This window comes from Alkalicoccus urumqiensis, assembly GCF_002993335.1.
GTDB lineage: Bacteria > Bacillota > Bacilli > Bacillales > Salisediminibacteriaceae > Alkalicoccus > Alkalicoccus urumqiensis.
This window is the reverse complement of the sequence record NZ_PVNS01000007.1, coordinates 121,479-137,493: the sequence shown is the minus strand read 5'-3', so window position 1 is coordinate 137,493 and position 16,015 is coordinate 121,479. Positions and strand designations below refer to the sequence as shown.

16 protein-coding genes and 1 pseudogene are annotated in these 16,015 nt (G+C 53.8%); 10 read left to right on the top strand and 7 right to left on the bottom strand.

The genetic code is table 11. From position 1 onward, the window contains the following. Positions 1-136 precede the first annotated feature (136 nt). From fliD to C6I21_RS08840, 6 genes and pseudogenes are all read left to right on the top strand, one after another. Positions 137-1,939 (top strand): flagellar filament capping protein FliD, encoded by a 1,803-nt coding sequence (fliD, locus tag C6I21_RS08870; RefSeq protein ID WP_105959100.1) that lies wholly within the window; start codon positions 137-139, stop codon positions 1,937-1,939. A gap of 24 nt (positions 1,940-1,963) precedes the next feature. Continuing rightward, positions 1,964-2,320, top strand: coding sequence for a flagellar protein FliT (fliT, locus tag C6I21_RS08865; RefSeq protein ID WP_105959099.1), 357 nt, complete (start codon positions 1,964-1,966; stop codon positions 2,318-2,320). 78 nt (positions 2,321-2,398) lie between these two features. After that, positions 2,399-2,788: a flagellar protein FlaG gene (locus C6I21_RS08860; RefSeq protein ID WP_105959098.1), complete on the top strand. Its 390-nt coding sequence runs from the start codon at positions 2,399-2,401 to the stop codon at positions 2,786-2,788. Positions 2,789-2,937: 149 nt separating this feature from the next. Then, positions 2,938-3,327, top strand: a pseudogene (gene fliS / locus C6I21_RS08855) (flagellar export chaperone FliS); the annotation flags it as partial. 675 nt (positions 3,328-4,002) lie between these two features. Beyond that, complete coding sequence (locus C6I21_RS08845; protein WP_105959095.1) at positions 4,003-4,392, top strand: DUF8042 domain-containing protein; 390 nt, start codon at positions 4,003-4,005, stop codon at positions 4,390-4,392. Beyond that, complete coding sequence (locus C6I21_RS08840; RefSeq protein WP_105959094.1) at positions 4,379-5,347, top strand: alpha/beta fold hydrolase; 969 nt, start codon at positions 4,379-4,381, stop codon at positions 5,345-5,347. The genes C6I21_RS08845 and C6I21_RS08840 overlap by 14 nt, the downstream gene beginning before the upstream one ends. An 83-nt stretch (positions 5,348-5,430) precedes the next feature. Here the strand turns inward: C6I21_RS08840 and C6I21_RS08835 are convergent, their stop codons facing one another. The 4 genes from C6I21_RS08835 to C6I21_RS08820 all read right to left on the bottom strand — a co-directional run bounded on the left by C6I21_RS08835 (position 5,431) and on the right by C6I21_RS08820 (position 12,288). Beyond that, the gene (locus C6I21_RS08835) at positions 5,431-6,708 is read right to left on the bottom strand and encodes an L-lactate MFS transporter (RefSeq protein ID WP_105959093.1); all 1,278 of its coding nucleotides are present in this window, start codon (positions 6,706-6,708) and stop codon (positions 5,431-5,433) included. An 81-nt stretch (positions 6,709-6,789) separates the two neighbouring features. After that, on the bottom strand, positions 6,790-7,281 hold the full coding sequence (locus C6I21_RS08830; RefSeq protein WP_105959092.1) for a helical membrane plugin domain-containing protein: 492 nt from the start codon (positions 7,279-7,281) through the stop codon (positions 6,790-6,792). Continuing rightward, a complete protein-coding gene (gene fdhF / locus C6I21_RS08825; protein ID WP_105959091.1) occupies positions 7,274-10,249 on the bottom strand; it encodes a formate dehydrogenase subunit alpha in 2,976 nt (991 codons plus the stop codon). Before fdhF ends, C6I21_RS08830 begins: the two co-directional genes overlap by 8 nt. A gap of 263 nt (positions 10,250-10,512) precedes the next feature. Further along, on the bottom strand, positions 10,513-12,288 hold the full coding sequence (locus C6I21_RS08820; RefSeq protein ID WP_105959090.1) for an alpha-glycosidase: 1,776 nt from the start codon (positions 12,286-12,288) through the stop codon (positions 10,513-10,515). A gap of 187 nt (positions 12,289-12,475) precedes the next feature. On the opposite strand from C6I21_RS08820, the gene manA reads away from it, so the two are divergent. Further along, positions 12,476-13,432 carry a mannose-6-phosphate isomerase, class I gene (manA, locus tag C6I21_RS08815; RefSeq protein WP_105959089.1) on the top strand — a complete coding sequence of 319 codons (957 nt, stop codon included), beginning with the start codon at positions 12,476-12,478 and terminating at the stop codon, positions 13,430-13,432. 49 nt (positions 13,433-13,481) lie between these two features. Here the strand turns inward: manA and C6I21_RS08810 are convergent, their stop codons facing one another. Beyond that, positions 13,482-13,724: a hypothetical protein gene (locus C6I21_RS08810; protein ID WP_105959088.1), complete on the bottom strand. Its 243-nt coding sequence runs from the start codon at positions 13,722-13,724 to the stop codon at positions 13,482-13,484. Beyond that, complete coding sequence (locus C6I21_RS08805; protein ID WP_105959087.1) at positions 13,721-14,158, bottom strand: single-stranded DNA-binding protein; 438 nt, start codon at positions 14,156-14,158, stop codon at positions 13,721-13,723. The genes C6I21_RS08810 and C6I21_RS08805 overlap by 4 nt, the downstream gene beginning before the upstream one ends. Positions 14,159-14,213: 55 nt before the next feature. Between C6I21_RS08805 and C6I21_RS16185 the strand changes: the two genes are divergently transcribed. The 3 genes from C6I21_RS16185 to hpf all read left to right on the top strand — a co-directional run bounded on the left by C6I21_RS16185 (position 14,214) and on the right by hpf (position 15,384). Then, the gene (locus C6I21_RS16185; RefSeq protein WP_142393241.1) at positions 14,214-14,492 is read left to right on the top strand and encodes a hypothetical protein; all 279 of its coding nucleotides are present in this window, start codon (positions 14,214-14,216) and stop codon (positions 14,490-14,492) included. Beyond that, positions 14,477-14,674, top strand: a complete 198-nt coding sequence (gene cspD / locus C6I21_RS08800) for a cold-shock protein CspD (protein WP_105959086.1) — start codon at positions 14,477-14,479, stop codon at positions 14,672-14,674. Before C6I21_RS16185 ends, cspD begins: the two co-directional genes overlap by 16 nt. 155 nt (positions 14,675-14,829) lie before the next feature. Continuing rightward, positions 14,830-15,384: a ribosome hibernation-promoting factor, HPF/YfiA family gene (gene hpf, locus C6I21_RS08795; protein ID WP_105959085.1), complete on the top strand. Its 555-nt coding sequence runs from the start codon at positions 14,830-14,832 to the stop codon at positions 15,382-15,384. Between the two features lie 171 nt (positions 15,385-15,555). On the opposite strand, the gene C6I21_RS16180 is transcribed toward hpf, so the two are convergent. Beyond that, entirely contained in the window at positions 15,556-15,792 is a 237-nt protein-coding gene (locus C6I21_RS16180; RefSeq protein ID WP_181186190.1) for a hypothetical protein, read from the bottom strand. Positions 15,793-16,015: the final 223 nt, after the last annotated feature.

Sequence of the window (16,015 nt, the reverse complement as noted above, 5' to 3'; positions counted from 1 at the left end):
TACGTAAATGGTCCCTGTTTCTATTGTGCCGTTGGTACTGTTTTCGCCTGCAGGCTTCACAAACGGCTCTATGGCACCGATATAAGGGCAGACGATTATGGGACGGAAAACAGAATAGCGTGAAGGAGATGGGGTTATGCGCCTATCGGGTTTTGCTACAGGGATGGACATTAATCAGATGGTAAAAGATTTGATGCAGGCGGAGCGTCTGCCGATGAACAAGATGGAGCAGCAGAAAATTCGTGCGGAATGGAAGATGGATGGCTACCGGGAAATTAATACGAAGCTGGATTCATTTCGGACGTCGATTTTTGACTCGGTGCTCCGCCGCTCGAACATGCTTGCGAACAAAGCATCGAGCTCCAACAGTTCCCTGGTAACCGCCTCGGCGACGGCCGCGTCGGACACCGCATCACTCCGCTTCACCGAAGTGCAGTCGCTCGCCTCAGCTGCTTCCAATGCGAGCACGGAGCGGATTTCCTCCGGAACGAAAATCAACGCGTCCGGAAAACTCGGCGATCAGTCTTTTGCGGCCGCGGAAGACGACGTCTGGACGAAAGGGTTTGTGAACCGGCAGACGATTACGGTAAACCAGTCCCAGTCGCGTTTAAGTTTAAATGAAGAGCTCGGCAATCCGGATTCGATCGTTGTGCGCGTGAACGGCCAGTCGTACAAAGTCGTGGAAGGGCTGCAGCAGGGGGATTTAAAAGCGACGCAGGTGATGCTTGATACGGAAACGAACGAGCTCGTTTTCGGAAGTGATCTGCCGGCGAATGCGAAAGTGGAAGTGACAGCACTGACGGCGGATGAAGCAGGAGATTCCCGTTTTTCACTGAACACGATGACGACATTCGATGCAAAAGGAAATGAAATCACCGATACGTTCGTTGTAACGAGCGATCAGTCGATGAACGATGTCTTGAAATTGATCAACCGCTCTCCTGCCGGTGTCAGTACGTTTTTTGACGACGGGTCGGACCGCGTTTCCATCATCCGCCGCGACAGCGGCATCCACGTTCCTGAAGGAGAAACCGGGGCGGAAATGCGTTTTTCAGGCGGATTTCTTGAACACGCGTTGAAGCTGGATGACAGTGCCGAAACTGCGGCTGAGAACGCCGTTTTCACGGTGAATGGGTTGACGACGGAGCGGCGGTCGAATACGTTTGATATTAACGGGGTGCAGGTGACGCTTCAGGATACGTTCTCCGGGAAGAACGTGCAGCTCGGGGTGAGCCGGGATACGGATAAGATTATGGAGACGATTACGTCGTTTGTGGAGGAATATAATTCGCTGATTGAGCTGATTAATGGGAAGGTCGGCGAGGAGCATTACCGGGATTATGCGCCGCTGACGGAAGAGCAGCGCCGGGAGCTGTCGGAGCGGGAGGCGGAGCTCTGGGATGAGAAGGCGATGAGCGGCCTTCTGCGGAATGATTCGCTTCTGCGGCGCGGGGTGACGGATTTCCGCCAGCAGCTGTATGGCCGTGTGGACGGCGATGGATCGTCCGCGTTTGTCCAGCTGACGCAGATCGGGATTACGACGACGCGGAATTTCCGGGACGGCGGAAAGCTTGAGATTAATGAGGACCGTCTGCGGCAGGCGATTGAGACGGATGCGGAAGGTGTGTTTCAGCTGTTTGCGGCCGACGGGGCCCAGACGGCAGAGAAGGGGATTGCGCGGCGCGTGCGGGACCGGGCGGATGCGATGATTGAATCGATCTCCCAGCGTGCGGGCGGAATGCGCGGCCGGACGGTAAACCAGCAGTTTACGCTCGGGCGTGAAATCAACAATATCGAAGAGCAGATGAACCGGTTTGAGCGGAGGCTGAAGCAGGTGGAGGAGCGGTACTGGTCGCAGTTTACGGCGATGGAGAAGGCTGTGGCTCAGGCAAATTCGCAGGCGGAGCTGTTCTACGCGCAGATGTTCTCAATGCAGTAATTGGTGGAAAAAGGAGGTCCTGTGGTGGCAGGTTTTAAAGGGTTGTATCAGACGACGAAGGCGCTTCATGCGCATGTACAGATGCCGTATCCGAAGGAAGATGACGAGCGGGACGCCTACATTGAGCGGGTGACGGCGCTGCTTTCAGAGCGGCAGGAGCACCTGGATGCGGCGGGGCGTCCGCAGTCGGAGGCGGAAGAAAAAATTGCCCGGGAAATAATCCGCCTGAATCAGGAAATCCAGCCGCGGCTGGAAGGAGTGCAGAAAGAGATTCAGCAGAATATCCAGGGGCTCGGACGGAAGCGGAAAACGTCGCAGCGGTACGAAAATCCGTATACCGGGCCGACGGTGGACGGGATCTTCTTTGATTCGAAAAAATAAATGCGTTTTCACTTGAGATTCTTTTAGACCATGCCGATACTACCAGTGAGCTTGGATTCCAAATGGGGAGTTGATCACATGGAAGTGAAATCAACCGGATCAATGTCCGTCCATGACCTGTTTGACCAGGTGCAGTCAGAGCGGGGCAGCACGCGGCCGCACCAGGCAGACCCGGCGAATGGAAGTGCCGGACCAGGGTTGGAAACGGCATCGGCCCAGTCGATGGACAAGCCAGCGGAATGGACGCAGTCCGAGCTCGATAAAGGGCTCGCTGCGATGAATGAACTGTCGATGTTCAAGAAACATTCCCTGAGCTTTGAACAGCATGAAAAGCTCGATCGTACGATGGTGAAGGTGGTTGATCAGGAAACGGATGAAATCGTCCGGGAAATTCCTCCGGAAAAGTTTCTGGATATGATTTCATCGATGCTGGAATTTGCCGGTATTTTGATCGACGAAAAAATCTAGCCCGGGAAAAGCGCCTGCTGCAGCGCTTTTTTTCGTTGCGCGTGTATTTTCCGGAAATAAACCTAAACCTTAGAACCAGTTATGCCGATAGTACATATAGTACCAATCATGCTGAAGGACGTTTTTAAAAGGAAAGGGTGTCCATATCCATGGCGATGCACAATCCATACGCGAAGTACAAACAGACATCGATTGAAACGAAGTCTGCAGGAGAACTGACACTGATGCTTTACGATGGCTGCCTGACATTTATCAGCCGTGCGCGTGAAGCGATCGAGCAGGGGAAGATGGAAGCGAAAAATACGAATTTGATCAAAGCGCAGAATATTATCCGGGAACTGATGGTGACGCTTGATGAGAAAGCGGCAGTCAGTGCCGATATGATGCCGATGTATGATTATATTTTAAATCAGCTGATTGAAGCAAATACACAGAACGACCTGGCTGCGCTGAAGAATGCAGAGTCGTTTACGACAGATTTCCGCGATACGTGGAAAGAAGTGATTAAACTCGACCGCCAGAACCGTTACGGCGGCGGGAAAGAAGAAGCACCAAAAGCGGCCGGTCAGCCGGTCGGGCGGATCACGCCGGTGCAAAAGGAAGTTCCGGCAGAAGAGGCGCCAACTGCTTCAGCCACTGCAGCAGCTGTGCCGAAGCAGGCACCGTCGAATCCGTATGCGAAAGCTGCATCAAACAATCCCTATGCGAAAGCAAAGCAGGCAGCGCAGGCTGCAGCTGTCCGTTCGTAGACTATCATGTCAGAGCCCGTTTCCGGTATATTCCGGGATCGGGCTTTTTCGTTCGGTCGAACCTGCTTCCGAACAGTGAACGGTTTGGGTTAGAGGAGCCGCCGGTGTGTGGCGGCCGGTGGATGAAGGTCGGTGAGGAAGTTGGAATTTGCCGCTGTGTTATGGGAATCGGTGCAGGAGAAGTGGGAATTTCCGTACCGGAAGTTGGACTTTCCAGCCGGTTTGGGAATGGATACTCAGGTTATCGGAATCGCAGTGGGAGTTATGGGACTGGGAGCCGCCGTTATGGGACTAGCTCCGTTCGTAATGAGACTCCGCCGCAGAGCTTCAACCCCCTGACAACTGCAGCGGCCCACCCCGCCGCAGCCCTTCACTTCCAAACCAGAGTCGGCTCATAAGCAGAAGCGCCCAAGGGCGGCGCTCTGCCAAAAAACATGGTACGATAATGGAAAAGGAGGGGGATGCATGGAAAAGCTGACCGAGAAGCAGCGTGTGTTTTTGACGCAGTATGAAGGGCTTCTGCAGGAAGTGGAGGAGGCCGCGGTGTACGCCGGCGACTGCTACGTGCGCGGGGATGAGGATATCGGGGACCGGCTGCTTGCATCCGTAAGCAAAGGGCTGCTGCCGTACCATCCGGAGAACATGACACTCGTCTCCATCGTAACAGGCGACCGGGAAATGGAAGAGGCGCTGGCAGCACACTTTCAAACGGTGCAGACGGCTGCTTCCCTTGAGGAGGACCCGGCGCCGGAAGGCCAGCGCTATTACTTCGTCCAGGAGTTTTTTCTTCCCCGTCTGAAAGCGTGGCGGGAACAAATTGAGAAGCGTAGGAGGGATCTGCATGCCGCAGATTGATATGCCATTAGAGGAATTAAAACAGTACACAGGCCGCTCAGAACGGCCGGAGGACTTCGAGGCATACTGGGAGAAAGCACTTCAGCTTCTCAGTTCCGTCGATCCGGAAGTGGAGGTCGTCCGCTCCGGCGTGGAGACGCCGTTTGCCACATGCTTTGATTTATACTTTACCGGCGTCGGCGGCGCCCGCATCCACGCCAAATACATACAGCCGAACACTCTGCCAAAAGGACGTACTACGTTCCCTGCGCTGCTCGAATTTCACGGCTATTCGATGCACTCCGGCGACTGGACGTCGAAGCTCCACTACGCCGCAGCCGGCACCGCCGTGTTCAGCATGGACGTCCGCGGACAGGGCGGCCTGTCGGAAGATCCCGGAGGTGTCACAGGCAACACGCTCGAAGGCCACATCGTCCGCGGGCTTGCAGACGGGGAAGAGCGGCTTTTCTACCGGCAGGTGTATCTTGACACTGTTCAGCTTGCCCGTCTCGTCATGGCGATGGAAACGATCGATGAAACCGGCGTTTCCGTTACCGGATGGTCGCAGGGAGGCGCGCTCGCTGTCGCCTGTGCTGCGCTGGAGCCACGTATCCATAAAGTCGTGACGGTCTATCCGTTCTTAAGTGATTTCAAGCGCGTCTGGGAAATGGATCTCGACATCGACGCGTACAAGGAGATGCGGCGCCACTTCCGGCGCTTTGATCCGACCCATGAGCAGTTTGACGAATTTTTCCGCAGGCTCAGCTACATCGACGTGCAGCACCTGGCGCCGTGGATTAAAGGCGAGGTACTGATGGGAACCGGACTGATGGATACGATCTGTCCGCCGTCAACGCAGTTTGCGGTGTACAACCGGATCGAGGCAGAGAAAAACATCGTCCTGTATCCCGACTTCACCCATGAAGCACTGCCGGGCATGCACGATAAAATCTGGACGTTTTTAATGGATCAGTAACTGTCGACAAATAAGGCTTGCCTTTATAGCTGCATAGAAAGAGACCCTCACCACGTTGCGGTGAGGGTCTCTTCAATAGGCTCTTATTCGTTTACTGCGGCCTGCGAACTGCCGTTGGCCTTTTCCTGCTTCAGCTTCTTAATATCCACTCGGATGAGAAGCGAAGCGGCCAGGGCGACAATGAAGGCAAAGGCGAATATATAGAGCGTCAGTGTGTAGCTTTCGGTCGTCTCCCGGAGCCAGGACACGAGAATCGGACCGACGAGTCCGGCAGCGGCCCAGGCTGTCAAAATATAGCCGTGGATCGCACCGAGCTGCTTTGTGCCGAAAATATCGCCGATGTACGCCGGGATGGAGGCGAAACCGCCGCCGTAGCACGTCATGATAAGGAAGAGAATTGCCTGAAACATGAGTGCCTGTGTAATCGTCGGCAGAATGAAGAACGACGCGATCTGAATGACGAAAAAGACAGTGTAGACGTTAGGCCGGCCGATGTAGTCGGAAATGGTCGCCCATGCGAGGCGTCCGGCTCCATTGAAGAAGCCCATGATGCCGACCATCGTTGCAGCAGCCGCTGCGGAAAGTCCGGCAATCTCCTGACCCATCGGAGCAGCAACGGAGAGAATCGCGATACCGCACGTCACGTTAATAAACAGCATGATCCACAATAAGTAAAAGCGGCGCGTTTTCAACGATTCATTGGCAGTCAGGTAGGAAAGATCGCGGTCTTCGGCGGATTCCTTGGCTGTATCCTGCCCGCGCATACTTTTTGGCACCCAGCCTTCCGGCGGTTTCTCCAGATAAGAGGCACCGGCAAGCATGAGGACGAGGTAAACGGCACCGAGAATATAGAACGTGCCCGGGATCGAAACACCCTCAATCAGGCGCTGCATCACAGGACTTGCGATGAGCGAGGCGAAACCAAAGCCCATGATGGCCATACCCGTCGCAAGGCCGCGGCGGTCCGGAAACCATTTCACGAGCGTGGATACCGGCGTGATGTAGCCGATCCCGAGACCGATCCCCCCGAGCATGCCGTACGTGAAGTACATCAGCCAGAGTGATTCGATCTGTGCGGCGAATCCGGATGCAAGCATCCCGACGCCGAAAAAGGAAGCGGAAACGATACCGGATATGCGGGGACCGTACTTTTCCACAAAGTGCCCCATGAAGGCGGCGGATAAACCTAGAAATAAAATAGCGATACTGAATGTTGCAGAAATGGCGGTGAGTCCCCACCCGTACGTTTCGTTCATCGGATTACTGAAGACGCTCCAGGAATAGACGGAGCCGATGGAAATATGGATGCTGACGGCAGCAAGTGCAATCAGCCATCGATTCTTTTTTGCTTCAACTGCCATGAAGGACACTCCTTTGCTGAATATAATGAACGCAATCAGGCATAGAAAGGGCGCTCCGGTACAGGACCGGAGCGCCGGCCGTTAATTCCGTTCTTCCTGTTCTGTCTTTTCTCCCATACCTTCGAGAAAGCGGAACAATACCGTAAGGGAACGATTGATCTGTGGATCTTTGAGTTTTTTGACGAGATCCACGTAGCCCGTTTTCTCGTCCGGATCCGGATCTTCCGCCACACGGGCCACGCCGTGGTTGATCTTCAACAGAAGCGGCTCGAGCTCTTTCACGTTGATCGTTCCGAGCGTTCCGCCGAGAAGAAGAAGGTTGCGGATCGCGTTCGTATTTTCTTCTTTCGCGGCCTCCTGAACGATGACATCGAGCACTTTGTCACCTTCAGAAAACAGGCCTGTGAGAATATGAAGAATCCCGCTTTTCTGAAGGCTTGCAATCAGGTCGAGCGTCGAGTGGACCGCTTCCTGATTGTCAGCCAGCTTATCGAGAATTTCGTTGATGGCGTTCTCCCGTTCCTGCTCTTTGGAAATAGGGATCGGTTCGATATCCCGGATCGGTTTAGCCATTCGTCTTCGCTCCCTTCCTGACGATATCACCAGGGAAGACATAGTCTTTACGCTTCCACTTGGCTTCGACGTTGACGCCGATCTGCGGCTGCGGATTGCCGTAGCGGTGGTGGATTTTCTTTGGCAGCGGGCTTTCGCCGGTGCGTTTTAAAATCTCCATTTTCGCAGATACTTCTTTGTAGGCCGGTGTATCGGTATCTTTATCCGCCTGGCTGCTCGTCAGCTGGTTGATCGCGCCTTCACCGTTATCGTTCATCGGCAGGTAGAGCTCGTTCCCTTTAACGCGGTCGGTGACGATACACTGCACTTTGGCCGATCCGTAAGGCGATGTCAGGCGGACGAGTGTGCCGTCCTCCAGACCGCGCTCTTCGGCAAGCTCCGGTGATACTTCAAGGAACGTACTCGGCGTTTTGCTCGTAATGCCTTCTGCTTTATAGGTCATGTTCCCTTCGTGGAAGTGCTCCAGAAGGCGGCCGTTGTTCACATGCAGATCGTACTGCGCATCGTATTCAAGCGGCTCCGTCCAGTCCACCGGATACAGGCGTGCCTTCTTATCCGGGAATGGGAATTCTTTTTCAAACAGAAGCGGTGTATCGGTGCCGTCCGCTTCTACAGGCCACTGCTGGGAGTTGTACCCTTCCAGACGATCGTAGTGGACACCTGCGAACAGCGGGGCAAGACCTGCTGCTTCGTGCATCACTTCGGATGGGTGCTCATAGTTCCAGCCTGCGCCGAGCTCATTGGCAAGCTCCGTGATGATTTTCCAGTCGGGCTTGGAATCTGCAAGCGGGTCCATTACCTGATACAGACGCTGGATGCGGCGTTCGGTATTCGTGAACGTTCCTTCCTTCTCCAGGCTCGGTGAAGCTGGAAGAACGACATCGGCAAACTCAGCCGTCTTTGAGAGGAAAATATCCTGGACGACGAAGAAATCAAGCTTTTCGAACGCTTCATGCACATAGTTGATATTGGAATCGACAATTCCCATGTCCTCGCCTTTCAGGTACATTGCTTTTAAATTGCCTTTATGAATTTCATCCACCATCTGGTGGTTGTTCAGACCGATTTCAGATGAAAGCGGCGTGCCCCACGCTTCTTCGTAGCGCTTACGGACATCGTCGTCTGTGACATCTTCATACCCTGGATACTTATTCGGCATGCTGCCGAAGTCGGAAGCACCCTGAACGTTGTTGTGACCGCGGAGCGGGTACGTGCCGGCGCCCGGCTTGCCGTAGTTTCCGGTAATGAGCATGAGGTTGGAGATAGCTGTACTCGTGTCGCTTCCGCCGCTGTGCTGCGTGACGCCCATTGCCCAGAGACTGCAGACTGTGTCTGCTTCCGCGATCATGTGGGCCACTTTTTTCAGCTCGTCTTCGGAAATGCTCGTTTTCTCAGCTGCATAGGCCATCGTGAACTTATCAAGGCTGTCGACGTACTCCTGAAGGCCGTTGACGCGGTCGTTCAGGAAGCTGTCATCGTGCAGGCCGTTGTCGACGATGTATTTCGTCACAGCGGAGAGCCAGACGAGGTCCGAGCCCTGCTTTGGCTGAATGAAGACATCGGAGCGGTCGGCCATTTCATGGCGGCGCAGATCCGATACGATCAGCTTTTGACCGTGCAGCTTCTGTGCAGACTTGACGCGGGTGGCAAGCACCGGGTGCGACTCTGCCGTGTTGGAGCCGATGACAAGCACGAGTTCTGCCTGCTGAATGTCGGTAATGCTTCCGGAGTCGCCGCCGTGTCCGACGGTGCGGAACAGCCCCATCGTTGCCGGTGTCTGGCAGTAGCGGGAGCAGTTGTCGATATTGTTCGTGCCGAACACGCTGCGTCCGAGCTTCTGCATGAGGTAGGATTCCTCGTTGGTCGTTTTGGAGGAGCTGATGAAACTCATGGCATCACTGCCGTGGGATTCTTTGATTCCGGTAAGCTTTTCAGCGATGAGCTTATACGCTTCATCCCATTCTGCTTCGCGGAAACGGTCGCCTTCACGGATGAGCGGCTTTTTCAGACGCTCGTCGCTGTTCACGTAATCCCAGCCGAATTTCCCTTTCACACACGTGGAAATGCCGTTGGCAGGGGCTTCCGCCTGCGGTTCCACTTTCAAAATTTCGCGGCCCTGGGTCCAAACATCAAAGCTGCACCCGACACCACAGTAAGTACAGACGGTTTTCGTCTTTTCAATTTTTGCATCGCGCATCGACGCTTCCATGTCAGAAATCGCAAGGATAGAGCCGTAGCCGGTCTCGACATTTTTCGTCAGCTCGATCATCGGACGGAGCGTTTTCTGGTCCATGCCGGTCATATAGCCTGCGCGGCCTTCCATCGATTTTTCCATCATCGCGTTACACGGGCAGACCGTGGAGCAGTGGCCGCAGGAAACGCAGGAGGATTCGTTGATGGCAACGTCATTATCCCAGATCACGCGGGGGTTCGGGCTTTCCCAGTCGATCGACAGCGTTTCGGTCACCTGGACATCCTGGCACGCCTCCACGCAGCGTCCGCAGAGAATGCACTGATCCGGATCGTAGCGGTAGTATGGATGGGAATTGTCTTTTTCCGCCGGTTTCGGTTCAAACGGCGTCGTCTGATGTTCTATTTTCATATCTTTGACGGTGTTATGGATCTCACACGACCCATTGTTATAATCGCACACCGTGCAATATAACTCGTGGTTATGTAAAATCCGGTCCATTGCAATGCCCTGTGCGTCCTTCACGTCCTGCTGGTTCGTATCCACTTTTGCGCCCTTTTCGACCGGCGTATCACACGCGCGCACGAGCTCACCGTTGACTTCCACGATACACGTATCACACGTTTTGACAGCGCCGAGGCTCGGGTGGTAGCACACCTGAGGTACTTCTTTGCCGCTCTTGTTCAAGTGCTGGAGAACCGTATCGCCCTCTTTTGCTTTGACGAGGGTGCCGTTCACTTGAATAGTCACATCCCTGCTCACGTTGTCACCTTCCATCCATTCCGTATTTCAGCCCGTTAAAGTGCCGATGGGTGTCCAATACCCAAATTTTCCCGACACAAAACGTTCACGTAAGCGGTAACATGAACGAATTTCCTGATTACCAGGTGAAAAGGAGGGATAATAGAAGGCATTAAGAAGGAGAGAAAACGACGTTCTGTAGAGAATACACGACTTAGGGAGAGGGACAAACGATGATCAAGGTGGAGCAGAAACCGTAAAAAACCTGCCGGAAGAAATCCTTCCGGCAGGTAAACCAATTAATCTTTCTGTTTTAAAATCACGGCTTCGAGCGGTTCGAGCGTCCAGTCCAGACGGCGGTTTTTCACTTCCGCAGAGCGGCTGCCGAACACTTCTTCATACGTGCGGCCGGCTTCGTCCGCGAGGCGGACTTTCTGTCTGCGGCTGCCTTTGTTCATGAGAATGACGAAGCGGTTTTTCTCATCGGACCGTTCGTAGACGACGGTATCGGCGCCTTTTTCGGCAGATAAAAACTGAAACGAGCCGTCCCGGAACGCACGGTTTTCTTTCCGCAGTGCGATCATGTCTTTGTAGAAGCCGAAAAGATCATGATCCTGTGCCGTTTCGTCCCAGATCATTGGTTTCCGGCAGCCGGGATCGGCGCCGCCGTCCATGCCGACTTCATCGCCGTAGTAAATACACGGCGCACCGGTAAACGTGAGCTGAAACAGCGCGGCGAGCTTCATCCGCTTTTTGTTTCCATCTGCGATTGTAAGAAGACGCGGCGTATCATGGGAATCAAGCAGGTTGAATGCGGCTTCGTTAGCCTGCTTCGGATATGAGACCTGAATCGCGTCGAGACGTCCCATGAAGTTTTCCGCATCGATCTCGTCTTTTACGAAGAAATCGAGAATGCTGTTCGTCACCGGGTAGTTCATGACGGCATCGAACTGGTCGCCGCCGAGCCAGGCGAGCGAGTTGTGCCAGATTTCGCCGAGAATGTAGGCATCCGGATTGGCCGTTTTCACCACGTCGCGGAATTCCCGCCAGAAGCGGTGGTCGACCTCATTTGCGACATCGAGCCGCCATCCGTCCGCACCGATATCTTCAATCCAGTAGCGCGCCGTTTCCAGAAGGTACGCTTTCACCTCCGGATGCTCGGTGTTTAACTTCGGCATCTCCGGAACGAAACCGAACGTGTCGTAGTTGAGCGGATCGTTCGCGAGTGGATAGCTGCGGATGTGGAACCAGTCCCGGAAGCGCGAATACTTTCCGTGTTTCAGCACGTCCTGAAACGGAGGAAAGTAGTAGCCGGAATGGTTGAACACGGCGTCCAGCATCACACGGATGCCTTTTTCGTGGGCTTTTTCTACGAGTTCTTTCGCTTTTTCATTGTCGCCGAACTGAGGATCAACTTTTAAATAATCGATCGTGTCGTATTTATGGTTGGAGTACGCTTCAAAGAACGGCGTAAAATAAATACACGTGATGCCGAGATCCTGAAGGTAATCCAGCCGGTTGATGACACCCTGCAGATCGCCGCCGAAAAAGTTATCCCGCTGCGGTACAGCGTCCGGTGTCCATGCTTCGGCTCCTTCCGGCGTCAGCGATGGATCGCCGTTTTCAAAACGCTCGGGGAAGATCTGATAAAAGACGGCATCCTTCACCCATTCGGGAGGGCGGGCGACGTCGGTTTCATTTAAGAATGGAAACTCGAACATGCCGGATGGGGACCAGAGCATGCCGACGCCGCCGGAAGCGAGTTTTCCTTCGGTAAAGCCGGTTTCATTCCAGAAGACCGTCCGGCTGCCCTTCTCAAACCGGAAGGCGTAGGCGAAGCGGCGGAACGGTGGTTTCACCTCAGCCTGGTAGTAGTCGAACAGTTCATCCTGTGCAAATATGTACATATCGGTAGTGGTGACGGTGTCTTCGGTGAAATGGTATTTATCGCCCCACACGATAGACACGCGGTCCATGTCTCCGCGGCCGGTGCGCACCCGGATGTGAAGTGTTTCATTGTCGTATGCGTAGGCATACTGGGATTTCGGCTGGTGATAGACAGCTTCCAACAGCATAAGAGACCTCCTCGTCCGCAGGCGTTATTGCAACGCGGAGCGGTTCGCATTAAAATAGTAATGTCAGAATAGCTTACAGCATCCGCAGCAACAGAAAGCGCAACCGTTTGCGCTAAAAGAAGCGGATCTCTTTAAGTGTAGCACGCCTCTGAAAGCGTGTCCACGAAACGACAGGGGGAAATGGGACATGGCATTGTTAAAACTCGATCCCGTACTGAAGGAAAAAGTATGGGGCGGCACAAAACTCGGCGACCTTTTCGGCTACAGTCTGCCATCGGAGACGACCGGCGAATGCTGGGCGATCTCGGCACACGAAAACGGCGCCTCCACGGTGACGGGCGGACCTTACGACGGGCGGACACTGCGGGATCTCTGGGAAAACGAGCCTTCCGTATTCGGCATCACCGCGAAGAAAGAGTTTCCGCTTCTCGTCAAGCTGCTCCATGCTGCCGATGATTTATCGGTGCAGGTGCATCCAGATGATGCCTACGCCGAAGAAAACGAAGGATATGCCTACGGAAAAACGGAATGCTGGTATGTTGTTTCCGCGGAGGAAGGGGCGGAGCTGGTGCTCGGGCACCACGCCTCGACGCGGGAGGAGTTCCGGGAACTGGCAGAGGCCGGTGAGTGGGAAAAACTGTTCCGGCGCGTGCCGGTAAAGGCAGGTGACTTCGTCTACGTTCCGAGCGGCACAGTGCACGCTATCGGTGCGGGCATCGTTCTTCTTGAAGTCCAGCAGAGTTCAGACATCACCTACCGCGTCTACGACTATGACCGGCCGGGGCAGGATGGGAATCTCCGGGAGCTGCATCTGGAGGATTCTATCAACTGTGCGACGGTGCCGCACGAGGATCAGACGCCGGAGCGCCGCGTGTGGCATGAAGGCGATGTCCGCGTGGAGGAACTCGTGGAAAACGATTATTTTAACGTCCGCAGCATGCATTTGAATGGCTTTATGATGCTCCGGCGGCGTGCCCCGTATCAGCTGATCAGCGTGCTGGAGGGAGCAGGGGAAGCGCAGGTAAGCGGGAGCTTCATCCCGGTGCAGAAAGGGGATCACTTCCTCGTTCCGGCCGACGTGCCGACAGTGAAATGGCACGGAGAGCTTCACCTTGTCGTCGCTGAACCCGGTCCGGAAGCATAAACTGGAAGGCCCCCGCTGAAAAAACAGCGGGGGCCTTCCGTGGTTTCATTTACTTATCAAGAGAATGGTGCAGGAACGAACGCATCAGTAAATCATCCGAATTGACGTTTTCCATGTGCTGCATCTGCATATCACCCTTCAGTTCAGCGAGTGTCATATGCAGGTGACGGATGGCGTCGGACTGTTCATCCATCTGATCGGAGATGTCCTCGAGCCCTTCCTGAGTAGCCACCGCGTGCTCAAGCTTGGCGATGCGGCGGAGGATCGTCTGAATCAGCTCCCGTTCGCTCATCGCGCCGCTCCTTCTTCTTCAGGCGGCCGGCTGTCCTCCGGACGTGATTCCGAGGCCTGCGCCTCCGCAGCCTGAAGCGCCGCTTCTGCTTCTTCCGGGACGTCGGAGCTGTTTCGGTTTAATTTTAAGAATGTGACGGTATCGGCCACAATATCCGGAATCATCATCTGTTTATCATCAGTTATATGAAGTTCGCGCATCTGAACACGGCCTTTTACAGAAACCATGGAACCGGTGCCGCAGTAGTCGGCAACGCGGTCGGCCAGTTTGTTCCAGCAGGCGATCTGTACAAAGTCGGTATCGTAATTTCCACGGGCATTGCGGAATGAACGCCGGACGGCAAGCGTAAAGCGGGTTAACGCCGCACCGTTCTGCGTCGTGACGAGCTGAGGGGTCTTTGCTACACGGCCGATAAAGAGAAATTGGTTAAACATTATTCATCCACTCCTGTCGTTGATATACTAGTGCGATGCAAGCTGGGTCTGATTAGTGAGTGTAGAAGCGGCCTCTGCCGCAGAGCTGCCCTCCTTTCCAACTGCCGGTCAGGCAGATAAAAGTAGTGAAAAATTGGATGATTTTACATCCTTTTTCCATCATAAACGAAATGGAATGGATAACAATAGGAAAAATGACCTAAATAGTGTGATAATTACGGCGGATAATTATCTGACAATTAAATTGACGCTGAAACACTCCGGCTGGTATAGTGGAACTGAATCACACTTTTCAAATGAAGGGAATGGGGATAACCTATGCTCGGAAAAGTAAAATGGTTTAACGCAGAAAAAGGGTTCGGTTTTATCGAAGTGGACGGCGGTGAAGACGTCTTCGTACACTATTCGGCGATTGATGAAGACGGCTATAAGTCGCTCGATGAAGGTCAGGAAGTGGAATTTGATGTTGTTGAAGGGGCCCGGGGTCCTCAGGCATCGAACGTTGTAAAGAAATAGGCTGCATCATGCGTCCCGGAAAATGTCCGGGGCGGTTTTTCACCGGCAGAGCCATCCGAAATATAAAATTTTCATTAAGAAAATGAATGTTTCGGCAGGGAACCTGTCAGGGTACGTCGAATAGTGTACGTATAACCGAAAGGAGTTGTTAGCTTATGAATTTCAACATTCGTGGCGAAAACCTGGAGATCACAGATTCGCTCAGAGATCACGTTGAGAAGAAAGTTGGTAAGCTTGAACGCTATTTTGACTCCACACCTTCTTCCGATGTTCACGTGAAAATGAGCGTCCTCAACAACGAGCAAAAGGTGGAAATCACGATCCCGATGCCAAAACTCCTTCTTCGTGCAGAAGAAAAGCACGCGGATATGTATGCGGCTGTAGATCTTGTCATTGAGAAACTGGAACGCCAGATCCGGAAGCACAAAACGAAAGTAAACCGGAAGTTCCGCGGTGACGACAGCCTGAAGTATATGTTTAAAAATGAACTCGAACCTCTGGCAGAAGAGGAAGTGCCGGATGATGATGAGCTGGAAATCGTTCGTACAAAACGCTTCGATCTGAAGCCGATGGATGCCGAGGAAGCAATCCTGCAGATGGATATGCTCGGCCACAGCTTCTTCGTCTTCTCGAACTCTGTCAACGGCGACACGAACGTGGTGTACCGCCGCCGGGACGGCCGCTACGGCCTGATCGAACCCGAATCCTAATCATAAACACATGTTTTAAGAAGGCCGCCGGTGCCCTGCCGCGGCCTTCTTTTTTTACACTAATAAGAATGTATAAAATCCAAAGCCTCTTCCAAGCAGGTATACCAAGGGCTGCAGCATTTCAAGCCGTTGTTCTATTCATCGTTACTTTCTGTTGATAGAGCTTCTCCGCTACTCGGCAGAAGCCTGCGTGGGCTTGTCTTTCAGCCGGGCGCTGTTTGCACGGCTGTATAGCATGAGCGGAGCCGCTGGGAGCCATGCTTCTTGAAACGAAGAACGAATCCCACCGGCGTCTCTGCCGAACGATTCGAAGCGCAGTAAAATAGAGGTGAAATACGAAGGATTTATAGCAGAAACGATGTTTATAAGATAATGATGGTCTCTTCCAATTCGATTGAATGACAGCATTTGCTGCGCAAAAGGGATCGCTTCTAACAAGTGTTTTCTTTCTCCCTGCCGAAACCGGAGGCCGTCGACTCCGGGAGGATCCGAACGAGGCGAAAATCCACGCCGCGTCAAGCGGCTGAAAGCGCGAGCGGAGCCGGCCTATGGTTTAAGGCGCAGGGCAGCGAACTTCTGCCATGCGCCGCGGCCGCGCGAAGCCGTGCTGCTTGTAATAAAAGCGTTGTAC